This is a genomic window from Streptomyces sp. NBC_00344, from assembly GCF_036088315.1.
Classification (GTDB): domain Bacteria; phylum Actinomycetota; class Actinomycetes; order Streptomycetales; family Streptomycetaceae; genus Streptomyces.
Map to the genome: position 1 here is coordinate 3436852 of NZ_CP107996.1, position 14874 is coordinate 3451725.

Consider the following 14874-nt stretch of genomic DNA (forward strand, 5'->3'; position numbering starts at 1 on the left):
CATGAGCGTTGTCACCAACACGACCACGATCGGCGCGATCGAAGCACCGAGCCGCCGTAACACCGAGCTGATGCTCCTGATCTTCGCCGTCGCCATCTCGGTGTTCGCTTACGCCAACGTGGGTCTCGCGATCAATGACTCACTGCCGTCGGGCATCCTGGGCTACGGCACCGGACTCACCCTGCTGGCAGCCGTCGGCCACCTCGTGGTCCGGAAGTTCGCCCCCTACGCCGACCCGCTGCTGCTGCCGCTGGCGACGCTGCTCAACGGCATCGGCCTGGCTCTCATCTGGCGCCTGGACCAGTCACCGCGGCTGCACAGCTTCGGTGCCGCGGCGCCCAAGCAACTGCTCTACTCGGCTCTGGGCGTGGCCCTGTTCGTCGGCGTGCTGATCATGCTCAAGGATCATCGCGTCCTCCAGCGCTACACCTACATCTCCATGGTGGTCGCGCTTGTCCTGCTGATCATGCCGGTCTTCTTCCCCGCCGTGTACGGCGCGAAGATCTGGATCAGGGTCGGCAGTTTCACCATCCAGCCCGGCGAGTTCGCCAAGATCATCATCGCCGTCTTCTTCTCCGGCTACCTCATGGTGAAGCGTGACGCCCTGGCCCTCGCCAGCCGGCGGTTCATGGGGCTCTACCTGCCGCGTGGTCGTGACCTCGGCCCCATCCTCGCCGTCTGGGCCGTATCGATCCTCATCCTCGTCTTCGAGACGGACCTCGGTACATCGCTGCTCTTCTTCGGCCTGTTCATCGTCATGCTGTACGTCGCCACGGAGCGCACCAGCTGGATCGTTTTCGGCCTTCTGATGTCTGCCGTCGGCGCGGTCGGCGCAGCATCCTTCGAACCCCACGTCCAGTCCCGTGTGACCGCCTGGCTTGACCCGTTCAGCTGCTATGCGACGGACCCCAGTGGCGCCTGCAGGCAGATCTCCGAAGCGCTGATGTCTTTCGGCGCCGGCGGAACCCTCGGCACCGGACTCGGTCAGGGCAATTCGGACCTGATCGGTTTCGCGGCGAATGCCGACTTCATCCTCTCCACCGCAGGTGAGGAGCTCGGCCTCGCCGGCGTCATGGCGATCTTCCTGATCTACGGCCTGATCGTGGAACGCGGCGTCCGCACCTCACTCGCCGCCCGTGACCCCTTCGGCAAGCTCCTCGCGATCGGACTCTCCGGCGCCTTCGCCATTCAGGTCTTCGTCGTCGCCGGCGGAGTGATGGGCCTTATTCCTCTGACCGGCATGACCATGCCCTTCATGGCGTACGGCGGTTCCTCGGTGCTCGCCAACTGGGCTCTGATCGGAATCCTGATCCGCATCAGCGACACCGCACGCCGCCCTGCGCCGGCCCCCGCCCCGTCCCCCGATGCCGAAATGACCCAGGTGGTCCGACCGTGAACAAGCCCCTGCGCCGCATCGCGATCTTCTGCGGTCTTCTCGTCCTCGCCCTGCTCGTACGCACCAACTGGCTGCAGTTCGGCGAGGCCGACGCGCTCAACTCGAAGAAGCAGAACCTCCGCGTCGGGATCGAACGCTACGCTCACGAGCGCGGCAACATCATCGTCGACGGCAACCCCATCACCGGCTCAGCGGTCAGCAAGAGCACGTACTACAAGTACAAGCGCACCTGGAAGGACGGGCCCATGTGGGCGCCCGTCACCGGATACTCCTCCCAGGTCTTCGACGCCACCCAGCTGGAAAAGATCAACGACTCGATCCTCACCGGCAACGACGACCGGCTTTTCTTCGACCGCACGCTCTCCATGTTCACCGGGGAGAAGAAGCAGGGCGGCAACGTCGTCACCACCCTGAACGCCGCGGCCCAGAAGGCGGCTTTCAACGGGCTCGGCAGCAAGAAGGGCGCGGTGGCAGCGCTCGACCCGAAGACCGGCGCGATTCTCGCCCTGGCTTCCACACCCTCGTACGACCCCTCCCAGTTCGCCGGGAACACCAACACGGACTCGAAGAACTACAACAGGCTCAAGGATGCCAAGGACCAGCCCATGCTCAACCGGGCCCTTCGTCAGACCTACCCCCCGGGCTCCGCCTTCAAGGTGGTCACCGCGTCAGCGGCTCTTGAGAACGGCTTGTACGACGGGATCGACTCACCGACTCGCTCGCCGCTGCCGTGGCGACTGCCGCTCTCCACCCAGAACCTGAACAACGAGGGGAACATCCCCTGCAAGAACGCCACCCTTCGTGAGGCCCTGCGCGTCTCCTGCAACACGGTCTTCGGCAAGATCGGCGCCGACCTCGGCAATGACAAGATGCGTGAGGAAGCGGAGAAGTTCGGCTTCAACAGCGAGCAGTTCACCCCGGTCCGCGCCGACGCCAGCGTCTTCTCCAAGAACATGGACAAGGCGCAGACCGCGCTCTCCTCCATCGGCCAGTTCAACACGGCGGCCACCCCGCTGCAGATGGCCATGGTCGCATCGGCGGTCGCCAACGACGGGAAGCTGATGAAGCCCTACATGGTCGATCGGCTCACCGCGCCGAACCTGGACACCGTCTCCAAGACGGATCCGGAAAAGCTGAGCGATCCCCTGACCAAGGAGCACGCCCAGATGCTCCAGCAGATGATGGAGACCGTCGTCACCAAGGGCACCGGCCTGAAGGCCCAGATCCCGAACGTCACGGTCGGCGGCAAGACCGGTACCGCCCAGAACGGCATCAACAACAGCGGCAACCCCTACGCCTGGTTCATCTCGTACGCCAAGACCGACCAGGGCTCACCGGTCGCGGTGGCCGTGGTCGTGGAGGACTCGGCCGCGTCCCGCGACGACATCTCGGGTGGTGGCCTCGCCGCCCCGATCGCCAAGAACGTCATGAAGGCCGTCATCGACAGCGAGAAGTGACAGCCGTGACACGGCTGGCACGATTTCTGCGCGATACCGGTCCGATATCAGCTGACGGTCGCGCACTGATCATCTGCCCGTGCCCGGTAGCGTATGCGCGAACAGCACACCGCCGGACCACCCCAGGGTGCGGTCGGGACATACGGAGAGGGCTGGATTAGCTATGGAAGAGCCGCGTCGCCTCGGCGGCCGGTACGAGCTGGGCTCGGTGCTCGGCCGTGGTGGCATGGCCGAGGTCCACATCGCGCACGACACCCGGCTCGGCCGCACCGTCGCCGTGAAGACGCTCCGGGCGGACCTCGCCCGTGATCCGTCCTTCCAGGCCCGGTTCCGCCGCGAGGCCCAGTCTGCCGCCTCGCTCAACCACCCGGCGATCGTCGCCGTCTACGACACCGGCGAGGACTACGTCGACGGGATCTCCATTCCGTACATCGTGATGGAGTACGTCGACGGCTCCACCCTGAGGGAACTCCTGCACTCCGGCCGCAAGCTGCTGCCCGAGCGCACCCTGGAGATGACCATCGGGATCCTCCAGGCGCTGGAGTACTCGCACCGCAACGGCATCGTCCACCGCGACATCAAGCCGGCGAACGTCATGCTGACGCGCACCGGCCAGGTCAAGGTCATGGACTTCGGCATCGCCCGAGCCATGGGCGACTCCGGTATGACCATGACACAGACGGCCGCCGTGATAGGCACAGCCCAGTACCTGTCCCCGGAGCAGGCCAAGGGCGAGCAGGTCGACGCCCGCTCCGACCTCTACTCCACCGGCTGTCTGCTCTACGAGCTGCTCACCGTGCGTCCGCCGTTCATCGGCGACTCCCCGGTCGCGGTCGCCTACCAGCATGTGCGGGAGGAGCCGCAGGCTCCGAGTAACTTCGATCCCGAGATCACGCCCGAAATGGACGCCATCGTCCTCAAGGCGCTGGTCAAGGACCCCGACTACCGCTACCAGTCGGCAGACGAAATGCGCGCCGACATCGAGGCATGCCTCGACGGCCAGCCCGTCGCCGCGACCTCGGCCATGGGAGCGGCCGGCTACGGCAACTACGACCAGGACCAGCCCACCACCGCCATGCGGCCGGCTGATCAGGCCGGCGGCGCCACCTCAATGCTGCCCCCGGTCAACCCGGAAGACGGCGGTTACGGCTACGACGACCGCCCCGACCGCCGCCGCCAGAAGAAGTCCAACACGTCCACGATCCTGCTGATCATCGCGGGGATCCTGGTGCTGGTCGGCGCGATCCTCATCGGCAAATCGCTCTTCAGCGGAAGTGGTGGCGATTCCAGCAAGGTCGATGTGCCGCAGCTCGTCGGCAAGCCCCTGAGCGAGGCGAGGAGCTCGGCCACCAACTCCAAGCTGAAGCTGAGCGTCTCGGAGCGCCAGCCGTGTGACAACGCGCCCAAGGGAAACGTCTGCAGCCAGGACCCGAAGTTCGGCGGCGCCAAGATCGATCAGGGCACGACGATCAACGTTGTCGTGTCCACGGGCGCGCCCAAGGTCGAGGTCCCCAATGTCAATGGGGAGTCCGCGGACGACGCTACCCAGGATCTTGAGGACAAGGGCTTCAAGGTGACTCCGCAGGAGGTCGAGTCCGACCAGCCCGAGGGCAAGGTCTTCGACCAGTCCCCGAAGGGCAACACCAAGGCCCAGAAGGGCAGCGAAGTCACCATCAAGATCGCAAAGTCGACCAAGATTCCGGTACCCGACGTCAAGGGCCACGCCGTAGCCGACGCCACCAAGCAGCTCCAGGACAACGGCTTCGTGGTGCCCACGCCCACCGAGCAGGAGTCCGACCAGGCACCGGGCACCGTGATCGCCCAGTCTCCCGACGGCGGCGAGGCGAAGAAGGGCTCCACGGTGACCCTGACAGTCGCCAAGGCCAAGGCGCCCACCCAGACGCCGGTTCCCGAGGTCAGGACGAAGACAGTGGCCCAGGCCAAGCAGATCCTGGCTCAGGCGGGCTTCACCAACGTCCAGATCGCGAATGGCAGCAACGGCGACGACAACGCCATCGTCACCGGTCTCGATCCGCAGCCCGGCACCCAGGAAGCTGACCCGGGGAACACCCCCATCACGCTCACCACTGCGGGCGGCAACAACGGCAACAACGGCGGCGGGATCTTCGGCGGGCCGAACGGCAGGTAGCGGCTGACGGCTTCGCCCACGGGGACAGCCCCGCGCCCATCACCGGGGTGCGGGGCTTCCTCATGTCCGGACAGTTTCGAGAACATCACCCGGGCCGGGCAGGTACTCGTCCAGCACGACGTACCCCTGCTCATGGCGCCGCGGGGCAAAGCAGCGTTCACCCGCCGGTGTCATGGCATTGATTGACGCCATGAGCCGGTGGGAGCCCGAAGGACATGAGGACGGACTCCTGCGCGGGGACCGGACGGAGCCTGGCAAGCGGAAAGGCCCGAAGCCGCAACCTCCGATTGCGGCTTCGGGCCTTTTACACTCCGCGGTCAGCGCAGCTCCGCCGGCGGGGTCCGCTTCGCGTTCACCTTCTCCGAACGCACCAGCTCGCCCCAGACGATGTACCGGTATCGCGATGTGTACACCGGCGTGCAGGTCGTCAGCGTGATGTACCGGCCGGGCTTCGTCTTCCCCGACTCCTTCGGTACCGGCTGCAGCACCTTCACGTCGTACTTCGAGGTCTGCCGCAGTTCCTTGAACACCTTGTAGACGTACCAGGTGTCCTTCGTCTCGAAGACGACCGGGTCACCGGTCTTCACCTTGTCGATGTTGTGGAACTTGGCGCCGTGCCCGTCGCGGTGCGCTGCCAGCGTGAAGTTGCCGGTCCTGTCGGCCGGCATGCCGGACTTGAACGGCTTCACGTAGTAACCCGCCACGCCGCCGTTCAGCACACTGGTGCTGGTGCCCCTCTTGACCAGCACCTCGCCGTTCTTCATCGACGGCACATGCAGGAAGCCGATGCCGTCCTTGGTGTTCAGAGCCCCGGGGCTTCCGCTGTGCGACCAGTTGTCGCGGATCTTGTCGCCCTGCTTCGACGCCTGTCGGTCGGCGACGACGTTTGTCCACCAGAGGGAGTAGACGACGAAGAGGCCGAGTATCAGCCCGGCCGTGATGAGCAGTTCACCGAAAACACTGATCGCGCTCGCGATACTGCCGCGGCCGCCCTGCCGCGCGGGTCGCGTGGCCGTCTGCTCGTCCTGCTCGGTCGTCGATGCCACCGCACCCGTTCCTGTCGTCCGTACCTTCAGCCTGCCGTCAGGGCGTCGGGCATCCCCTTGCTGCGTGGCCGTTCATCAACCATCTTGCCCCACACGACCATTCGGTACGTACTCGTGAACTCTGGAGTGCAGGTCGTCAGTGTGATGTAGCGGCCGGGCCTGGTGAAGCCGGAACCCGGCGGGACCGGGGTGATGACCGAGACGTTGGAAGGAGACGTCTGCGCCAGATGGCTCGTCACCTCGTAGGTGTAGTAGTCGTCCCGGGTCTCTACGACGACCTTGTCGCCGTTCTTGAGCTTGTTGATGTACCGGAACGGCTCACCATGCGTGTTGCGGTGTCCCGCCAGCGCGAAGTTGCCCGTCCTGGCCGACGGCATCGCCGTCTTCAGCTTCCCTTCGCCGTAGTGACCGACCATCCCTCGGTCGAGGACCTTGTGCTTGCTGACGCCCTCCGCGATCGGGACGACCACGTCCAGCTTCGGGATGTGGATGATGGCGAAACCCTGCCCGGGCTCGAACGCACCGGGCTGATTCGACTTGCCGCCGCTCTTCGCCCAGTCCTCCTGAAGGCTGTGGGCGGTGCCGTTCGCCTCCTGATGGGCACGTACGTTCGTCCACCACAGCTGGTAGGTGACGAAGAGCAGCATCAGCACGCCCAGGCTGATGAAGATCTCGCCGATGGCCCGGCTGGCGATGACCGCGGGACTGTCCTTGAGCGCTCGGGCCGCGCGGCGCGCTTCGACGCGGGTCCGCGGGATGGCGGGGATCACGGGTTCGGACGGTGCGGCGGCGCCCTTGCGGCCCCGCCCCTTGGCTGCCTTACGGCGCTCGGCGCGTCCCCCGGTCGGCGAGGGCGTCCCGGGGAGAGTGCCGGGGGGCGGATCGGGCATCCGCAGGGCGACTGTCTCGTCGTCCTTCAGAGGGGCGCCCCTCCTCCGTGGCCCGGGCATCCGCTCGGCTCCGGGCCTTCGTGCCGGGTCCGGAGCCGGATCGGGAACCGGTGGCACGGCCTGAGTGGCCGGGTCCATACCGTGCTGTACGCCGGGATCCGGGGCACCGCCGTGCCGCGCGGACGGCTGCGGCGCCGGATTCACCGCCTGTTCCGGTACCGGCTCGTAGACCGCCTCACGCCCGTACCAGTCCTGCGGGGGTTCCTGCGTCGCGGGACGCTCCGGCCCCGCACCTTCGGTCCGCGACCACGGTGAACCGTGGTCGCCGTTCGGCAGTGGGTCCGTCAGGGGATCGTACGCCCGCCCGGAGAAGCCGGCAGAGCCGCCCGGCCCGGCCCCGGGGCGTCCCGGCGGCCGAGGGCCTTCCTGTTCGGGACGCAACGCGGTCACGCCGCAGCCTTGCCCACCACCGGAGCGAGCCCCGCGGACCGGCCCACAGCCTCCGTGTCCCCGCACACGGCAAGCCAGTTGGCGAGCATCAGATGACCGTGTTCGGTGAGCACCGACTCCGGATGGAACTGAACACCCTCGACCGGCAGATCCCGGTGCCGCACTCCCATGATGATGCCGTCGGCGGTCCTGGCTGTGACCTCGAGTTCGTCAGGCATCGTGTGTGGCTCGGCGGCGAGCGAGTGATAGCGGGTCGCGGTGAACGGCGAAGGCAGCCCGGCGAACACCCCGGTTCCCGCGTGGGACACCGCCGATGTCTTGCCGTGCAGCAGCTCCGGCGCCCGGCCCACCACTCCGCCGTACGCCACCGCCATCGACTGCATGCCCAGGCAGACACCGAAGACGGGGACTCCGGAGGCGGCGCAGTGGCGCACCATCTCCACGCATACACCGGCCTGTTCGGGCGTTCCGGGGCCGGGGGAGAGCAGCACACCGTCGAAGCCGTCCTGCGCATGAGCGAGGGACACCTCGTCGTTGCGTACCACCTCGCACTCGGCGCCCAGCTGGTACAGGTACTGGACCAGGTTGAACACAAAGCTGTCGTAGTTGTCGACGACCAGGATGCGGGCGCTCATCGCAGCGCCCCCAGACTCTCGTCGACCGTCACGTCGTTGAACGGAAGCAGCGGCTCCGCCCACGGAAAGACGTACTGGAAGAGCAGGTAGACGACCGCGAGCGCGAGCGCGAGCGCGACGACTGCCCGAAGCCACACGTTGCCCGGCAGATGCCGCCAGATCCAGCCGTACATGCTGTCCCTTCCGTTCGTGGTACGGGACCAGACTAAAGGGCTGCGGCAGGCACTTGTGGTCACCCGCGCAAAGCCATCGGCCTGGCTTCGTCACAGGCCGGGCGAAAGCACGATGCCGCCGGACCGGTGCGACGGTCCACGCGGCCTGCGACCGACAAGCCGACCCGGGCACGAGGATCGGCAGGACTCTGCCGGGTCAGGGCATCCCGTGACCCCCTGCTGGATCAGCGCGCGGGGCGTCGGATGCGGTGCGAAGCGGGCGGAGGCGCGTCCGCATGCCGGACGTCTTCAAGCGTTCGGGCAACGCGGCCAGCTGCCGTGGCTGCCGTCGCGCCCGCCATGGAGTGCGGGACAGAGCCCTCAGCCCACAGGCTTCGCGTAGTGAAGATCCACCGTGCCCGAGTAACCGGGGAGGGTCGTCACCCGGTGCTCATCGACCTTCCAGCCCAGCCCGTAGGCCTTCACATACTGCTGGTAGTTCCTGATCGCCGTGGAAGCGTTGAGCGCCGCCCTGAGCCTGTCCGTATTGCCGACGGCCGTCACCTTGTACGGCGGCGAGTAGACGCGTCCCTGCAGGATGAGTGTGTTCCCGACGCACCGCACCGCACTGGTTGTGATCAGTCGCTGGTCCATGACCTTGATGCCCTGGGCGCCGCCCTGCCAGAGGGCGTTGACGACCGCCTGCAGATCCTGCTGGTGGATCACCAGGTCATTGGGCTGCGGAGCTGGATAGCCCGGATTGGCGGTGGCGTTGGGCGGAGCGTCGTCGAGTGTGACGGTCAGTGCCGGTCCGCTGACCTTCTGGGTGCCCGCAGACTTCTCCAGGGCCCTGAGTTGGACGTCCTCCGCTTTTGTGCTCCTGTCGTCACGCTGAGCGAGTGCGTCCACGTCATCGCGCACGGTAGCGGTGGATTCATCGAGCGCTTTGTTCTTGTCGCTGCGCTCCTGGATGAGGTCCGAAAGTTTCAGCATGGACGCATCGGTACGGATATCCGTGCCTTTGGCAGTATTGAAACTCGTGACGAAGATGAGGCCGGCCAGCGCGAAAACGGCGGCGGTGAGCACCCGGACCGGACGCCGGAACCAGCGGCGGTCAGCACCTGCGGGAGAGTCGCCAGAATTGCTCAACGTACCCTTATCTCCTTCCACGCCCCGGAAGCACTACGCTAACGGACGCCCGGGGGAGGCAATGCGCCCTGTCGCTTCCTGGTCCGGGCACTTCCCTACACAGTTCCCTCTGCGCGGTCACGCAGCGCATCGACAGGAGAGTCCCTCGTGCCGAAGTCACGTATCCGCAAGAAGGCCGATTTCACACCGCCGCCCGTCAACAAGCAGGCGACTGCCATAAGGCTGAGCAATCGCAGCTGGGTGGCCCCGGTGATGCTCGCGTTCTTCTTGATCGGTCTCGCCTGGATCGTTGTCTTTTATGTGACGGAGGGTGATATGCCCATCAAGCCGTTCGGGAACTGGAACATCGTGGCCGGCTTCGGCTTCATCGCCGCTGGCTTCGGCGTCTCCACCCAGTGGAAGTAGCCGTCCGCTTTCACACGTCCCCGAGGGAGCCCGCGGACCCTCCGAGCACGTCAAGCCTTGCCCTTAGTTATCCACAGCGCTATCCACAGCCGGGGAAAACTCAGAAGATCTGTGGATAACTTGACGAGTGTTGACGCCGGTGTGACTAGCTGGCGCCATACCACAGCAGCGGCTCGCCCCTTGCCCTTACTGGGAAGACCCAGGTCAGGGACAAGGGGCACATCTGTTCCCCACGGGATGCACAGGATTCGCCACGCGCTGTGGACAACTCCGGCCCCGGTGAGACCGGCTCGGCTCCTGAACCGTCTCAGGTGAGCATGGCGGACCTGGCCAGCACCATCCCCAAGGTCACCACGAAGACCAGCGCGCAGGTCCCGTACTGCACCAGCGCCCGGCGCTCGCGCGGGGCGTGGATCATGCCGATCGCGACGATCACACCGGCGACCAGCCCGCCGATGTGTGCCTGCCAGGCGATACCGCTGAAGTAGAACGTGATGACCAGGTTGATCACCAGCAGCACGATGATCGGACGCATGTCGTAGTTCAGGCGCCGCATCAGCACCGCGGTCGCGCCCAGCAGACCGAAGACGGCGCCCGAGGCGCCGAGCGACGGCTGGCTCGGAGAGGCCACGAGATAGGTCAGGGCGCTGCCTGCCAGCCCGGAAAGCAGATAAAGGGTGATGTAGCGCACCCGTCCGAGCGCCGCTTCCAGCGGAGCGCCGATCCACCACAGGCTGAGCATGTTGAACCCGATGTGCCAGACCTGCTGATGCAGGAAGACAGAAGTCAGCAGCCGGTACCACTCACCGTCCGCGACGCCCTGGCTCGCAGGGAAAGGGGCCGGAGGCCAGCGTCCCACCAGAACCAGATCATCGATCAGCCGATTACCGACGGCCTGCACCGCGATGAACACCGCCACATTGATCCCGATGAGGATCTTGGTGATCAGCCGGGGATCGGATGTCACCCCACCGCCCACCAGAGTGCGCGGCCGGCTCGCCGAAGCGGAATGCCCTGTTCCCGATCCGCTCCGCACGCATTCCGGGCAGTGGAATCCGACCGAAGCACTCACCATGCACTGCGGGCAGATGGGGCGCTCGCAGCGTGTGCAGCTGATTCCCGTCTCCACACCGGGATGCCGGTAGCAGCTGGGCAGACCGCTCGGTGACTTCTGCTGCTCCGGGCCTCCTGGCACCTGTTCCATCGGGGCTCGCTCCCTCGTCTCGTACGGGCCGCGTACGCAATGCACCGCCCCGCTCGTCATACGGACGAACGGGGCGGGTGGTTCCCGTATCGCGTACGGGAAGAGGCGTACTCAGCTCGCGCGGTTCTCGACGATCACGGTCTCGATGACAATGTCCTGGAGCGGGCGGTCGGTCCGCGCGTTGGTCGGGGTGGCGATGATCTCGTCCACAACCTTCTGGCTGGCCGGGTCGGCGACCTCGCCGAAGATGGTGTGCTTACGGGTCAGCCACGCCGTCGGCGCGACGGTGATGAAGAACTGCGAGCCATTGGTGCCCGGCCCGGCATTGGCCATGGCGAGCAGATACGGCTTGTCGAAGGCCAGGTCGGGGTGGAACTCGTCGCCGAACTCATAGCCCGGGCCACCGGTGCCGTTACCCAGCGGATCGCCGCCCTGGATCATGAAGCCACCGATCACCCGGTGGAAGACCGTGCCGTCGTACAGCCTGTCCGTGGACTTCTTACCGGTCGCCGGGTGAGTCCACTCGCGCTCGCCCTGCGCGAGCTCCACAAAGTTCTTGACCGTCTTGGGCGCGTGGTTCGGCAGCAACCGCACCTCGATGTCGCCGTGGTTGGTCTTGAGGGTGGCGTAAAGCTGCTCGGCCACGATGTGCCTTCCGTAAGTCTTCTCTGACGTTCACCGATCCTCGCACGGACCACCGTGGTACGGAGAAAAGCGGCCGAGTCGTCGCTGAATCGGCGCGCCCACGACCGAACCGTGGCATTCTCGACGCCGAGACCCCCTTGCACCACAATGACCGATCTTGCCTATCTGACCCGGATGCCCGCCCACACGTGCCGCGATGGCCCGGGGCAGGCATGATTTCGAAAAGGGTGGAAAGGCGAATTACACAACGCCACCGACGAGGAGGATCCCGTGACCCGCATGGACAGCGTGCGCGCCGCGACCGGTACGGCGAAGGAAAGCGTGCTGCACGCCGCGGAAGTGGTGGCACCCTACGCCGGAACGGCCAAGGAACAGGCCACGCATTACGCCACCGAAGCACGCGTACGGCTGGCTCCCAAGGTCTCGCTCGCAGCACAGCAGGCCAGGAATCAGTACGACGAGCGCCTCGCACCGCATGTCGAACAGGCCCTCACCCATGTCCCGCCGAAGGTCGACGCGGCGGCCCACCGGGCCGGTAAGGCGGCCAGGCAGGCGCAGAGCCAGCTCGCACCCCACGTCGAGCAGGCCTTGGCAGCAGCCGGGCCGGTACGTGAGGAAGCGATGGCCCGCAGTACGGCCGCACTGGCAGCGCTGCGTGGGCAGGTCTCACCGAAGGAGATCCAGAAGCTGGTCAGAAAGCACGAGCGACGGGCGAGGGCGGGCCGGCTGGCCAAGGGGCTTCTCGTCATCAGCGTGCTGACCGGCGGTGCCTTCGCCGCTTGGAAGTGGTGGGACAAGCAGGCCAACCCCGACTGGCTGGTCGAGCCGCCGGCCCCCACCGAAGTGTCCGACCGGCCGAACCTGAATGCGGTCGACGGCAGCGCCGCCGCTCTCGACCCTGAGGTACAGGCCAAGCAGGCCGAAGCCGAGGCAGACGACACAGACCGCGATGACCGTCCGTAAGAGTCCGGCCATAGGAACACGGCTCTGAGGATCAGGCACTGAGGGGTCCGTCACAGGACCTCCAGGTGAGACCCACCCCCCGAGGCCGCGACGCCGGAGACGCACTGGACAGCGGGATACGAACGAGGGGCGCCCGAAGACTCAATGTCTTCGGGCGCCCCTCGTTTTCGCTCTGCTGAGCGGGTTCTGTGGAGCCTAGGGGAGTCGAACCCCTGACATCTGCCATGCAAAGACAGCGCTCTACCAACTGAGCTAAGGCCCCCGGAACGGGTTGGTGCGAGACAAGACTACCGGGTGACTGGGGGTATCTCGCAAAACGATTGGGACTCCCGGTCCGCGACCACGCTCCGTAAGATGCTCGACGAGGTTCGCGGCAGCGAAGTCGCCGCACTGGGGAAGCGATGGGGAGACGCAATGGACGCAGCACAGCAGGAAGCCACCGCGAGAGCGAGGGACCTTCAGCGCAGTTGGTACGGGGAGCCGCTGGGGGCGCTCTTCCGTCGCCTCATCGATGATCTGGGACTGAATCAGGCCCGTCTCGCCGCGGTGCTCGGGCTGTCCGCGCCCATGCTCTCCCAGCTGATGAGCGGCCAGCGCGCCAAGATCGGCAATCCGGCCGTTGTCCAGCGTGTGCAGGCTCTCCAGGAACTGTCCGGCCTGGTCGCAGACGGCAGCGTCAGCGCGGGAGAGGCGACCGACCGGATGGAAGAGATCAAGAAGTCGCAGGGCGGATCGGTCCTCTCCAACACCGGTCAGACCACTTCCGGCTCGGGTGCGCCGACCGTGCGCCGGGTGGTGCGGGAGATCCAGTCGCTGCTCCGGTCGGTGTCCGCCGCCGGAGACATCATCGATGCCGCGAACACACTCGCCCCCACCCACCCCGAACTGGCAGAGTTCCTCAAGGTGTACGGCGCCGGGCGTACCTCGGATGCGGTCTCGCACTATGAGGCACACCAGAACTGAGTCGGCGTCGCGGCTGAGTTGAGACGGGGGGCGGGCACAGTGCATGGGTGAGGTCTTCGCCGGACGGTACGAACTGGTCGACCCGATCGGGCGCGGGGGCGTCGGGGCGGTCTGGCGCGCCTGGGATCATCGTCGCCGCCGCTATGTGGCGGCGAAGGTGCTGCAGCAGAGCGACGCGCACACTCTGCTCCGCTTTGTGCGCGAGCAGGCGCTGCGGATCGATCACCCGCATGTGCTCGCCCCCGCCAGCTGGGCGGCGGACGACGACAAGGTGCTGTTCACCATGGATCTGGTGAGTGGGGGTTCGCTCGCGCATGTCATCGGGGACTACGGGCCGTTGCCACCTCGATTCGTCTGTACCCTCCTCGACCAGCTGCTGGCCGGGCTCGCCGCGGTGCATGCCGAGGGCGTAGTGCACCGAGACATCAAGCCGGCCAACATCCTCATGGAGGCCACTGGAACAGGACGACCGCATCTGCGACTGTCCGACTTCGGAATCTCGATGCGCAAGGGTGAGCCCCGCCTCACCGACACCAACTATGTAGTGGGAACCCCCGGTTACTTCGCACCGGAACAGATGCTCGGCGCCGAGCCCGACTTCACGGCTGATCTCTTCGCACTCGGTCTGGTGGCTCTCTATCTGCTCGAGGGGGCCAGGCCCGATTCCCGGGCCCTGATGGAGCACTTCGCGGCCCACGGCACCCCTGGTGCGCCGCAAGGTGTCCCTGAGCCGCTGTGGCAGGTCATCGCCGGGCTGCTTCAGCCGGACCCTGGGGCCAGATTCCGTACAGCAACGGGCGCCCGCAAGGCGCTGACTGCAGCCGTGGAGCTGCTTCCCGAGAGCGGTACCAGCGATGAACCTGTAGAGATCTTCGACCAGATCGGCCCACTTCCAGCCGGATTCGGGCCGGACGGACCGGCCCCGCGCCGGGCCACCGCGCCCTCCACGCACAGGACCTCCGCACAGCAGCCCCCACGCCAGCCTGCTCTGCCACAGCAACCAGAGCGTCCTCACTCCGACCCTCAACAGCAGCCACCACAGGGGCAATCGGTCGCGATGTCCGACACGGGCAGCTTCTATCTGGCTCCGCCACCACAGCTGCACCCCACATCCGCGCCTATCTCCGCCACCGCCTACGCCGCTCCGCATGGCGTGTCCCCCCTCCCTGCCCGGCCCCCCTACGAACAGCCCGGCACTTATCTGTACACCGCCCAGTCCGCGCAGGTTCCCACCCAGTCGGTGCCGGTCCGGCAGAAGCGGGCGGGGCCGCCCCCGAAGGTGGCGGTTCTTGTGCTGGTTCTCGCGGTGATCTGCTTCGCCGTGGGCATCTGGGCGCTGGCCCAGAGGTGAACCGGGCCGAGGCCGCCCC

14 protein-coding genes and 1 tRNA gene are annotated in these 14874 nt (G+C 66.5%); 7 read left to right on the top strand and 8 right to left on the bottom strand.

All coding sequences use genetic code 11. The annotated features are described in order from the left end of the window. Position 1 precedes the first annotated feature (1 nt). The 3 genes from OHS16_RS15465 (at position 2) to pknB (ending at position 5002) form a co-directional block, all read left to right on the top strand. A complete protein-coding gene (locus OHS16_RS15465) occupies positions 2-1396 on the top strand; it encodes an FtsW/RodA/SpoVE family cell cycle protein (RefSeq protein ID WP_328537797.1) in 1395 nt (464 codons plus the stop codon). Further along, a complete protein-coding gene (locus tag OHS16_RS15470) occupies positions 1393-2853 on the top strand; it encodes a peptidoglycan D,D-transpeptidase FtsI family protein (protein WP_328537798.1) in 1461 nt (486 codons plus the stop codon). The genes OHS16_RS15465 and OHS16_RS15470 overlap by 4 nt, the downstream gene beginning before the upstream one ends. Positions 2854-3016: 163 nt before the next feature. Further along, on the top strand, positions 3017-5002 hold the full coding sequence (gene pknB, locus OHS16_RS15475; protein ID WP_328537799.1) for a Stk1 family PASTA domain-containing Ser/Thr kinase: 1986 nt from the start codon (positions 3017-3019) through the stop codon (positions 5000-5002). A gap of 317 nt (positions 5003-5319) precedes the next feature. Here pknB and OHS16_RS15480 read toward each other — a convergent pair whose 3' ends face one another. From OHS16_RS15480 to OHS16_RS15500, 5 genes are all read right to left on the bottom strand, one after another. Further along, positions 5320-6048, bottom strand: a complete 729-nt coding sequence (locus tag OHS16_RS15480; protein ID WP_328537800.1) for a class E sortase — start codon at positions 6046-6048, stop codon at positions 5320-5322. 26 nt (positions 6049-6074) lie between these two features. Continuing rightward, the gene (locus OHS16_RS15485; RefSeq protein ID WP_443042622.1) at positions 6075-7388 is read right to left on the bottom strand and encodes a class E sortase; all 1314 of its coding nucleotides are present in this window, start codon (positions 7386-7388) and stop codon (positions 6075-6077) included. Then, positions 7385-8023, bottom strand: a complete 639-nt coding sequence (locus OHS16_RS15490) for an aminodeoxychorismate/anthranilate synthase component II (RefSeq protein ID WP_328537801.1) — start codon at positions 8021-8023, stop codon at positions 7385-7387. Before OHS16_RS15490 ends, OHS16_RS15485 begins: the two co-directional genes overlap by 4 nt. Beyond that, positions 8020-8196 carry a hypothetical protein gene (locus OHS16_RS15495; RefSeq protein WP_328537802.1) on the bottom strand — a complete coding sequence of 59 codons (177 nt, stop codon included), beginning with the start codon at positions 8194-8196 and terminating at the stop codon, positions 8020-8022. Before OHS16_RS15495 ends, OHS16_RS15490 begins: the two co-directional genes overlap by 4 nt. Positions 8197-8556: 360 nt before the next feature. Then, on the bottom strand, positions 8557-9324 hold the full coding sequence (locus OHS16_RS15500) for a DUF881 domain-containing protein (RefSeq protein WP_328537803.1): 768 nt from the start codon (positions 9322-9324) through the stop codon (positions 8557-8559). A gap of 147 nt (positions 9325-9471) precedes the next feature. Here OHS16_RS15500 and crgA point away from each other — a divergent pair, with 147 nt between their 5' ends. Further along, positions 9472-9729: a cell division protein CrgA gene (gene crgA / locus OHS16_RS15505; protein WP_328537804.1), complete on the top strand. Its 258-nt coding sequence runs from the start codon at positions 9472-9474 to the stop codon at positions 9727-9729. A gap of 307 nt (positions 9730-10036) precedes the next feature. Here crgA and OHS16_RS15510 read toward each other — a convergent pair whose 3' ends face one another. Both OHS16_RS15510 and OHS16_RS15515 read right to left on the bottom strand, forming a co-directional pair. Further along, positions 10037-10933 (bottom strand): rhomboid family intramembrane serine protease, encoded by an 897-nt coding sequence (locus OHS16_RS15510; RefSeq protein ID WP_328537805.1) that lies wholly within the window; start codon positions 10931-10933, stop codon positions 10037-10039. Between the two features lie 111 nt (positions 10934-11044). Further along, positions 11045-11578, bottom strand: coding sequence for a peptidylprolyl isomerase (locus tag OHS16_RS15515; RefSeq protein WP_328537806.1), 534 nt, complete (start codon positions 11576-11578; stop codon positions 11045-11047). Positions 11579-11848: 270 nt separating this feature from the next. Between OHS16_RS15515 and OHS16_RS15520 the strand changes: the two genes are divergently transcribed. Beyond that, positions 11849-12541, top strand: a complete 693-nt coding sequence (locus OHS16_RS15520; protein ID WP_328537807.1) for a DUF5324 family protein — start codon at positions 11849-11851, stop codon at positions 12539-12541. Between the two features lie 189 nt (positions 12542-12730). Here OHS16_RS15520 and OHS16_RS15525 read toward each other — a convergent pair. Continuing rightward, a tRNA-Ala gene (locus OHS16_RS15525) sits at positions 12731-12803 on the bottom strand. Between the two features lie 152 nt (positions 12804-12955). On the opposite strand from OHS16_RS15525, the gene OHS16_RS15530 reads away from it, so the two are divergent. Further along, positions 12956-13504, top strand: coding sequence for a helix-turn-helix domain-containing protein (locus OHS16_RS15530; RefSeq protein ID WP_328540854.1), 549 nt, complete (start codon positions 12956-12958; stop codon positions 13502-13504). A gap of 43 nt (positions 13505-13547) precedes the next feature. Next, positions 13548-14855: a serine/threonine-protein kinase gene (locus tag OHS16_RS15535; protein WP_328537808.1), complete on the top strand. Its 1308-nt coding sequence runs from the start codon at positions 13548-13550 to the stop codon at positions 14853-14855. The last annotated feature ends 19 nt before the right edge of the window (positions 14856-14874 follow it).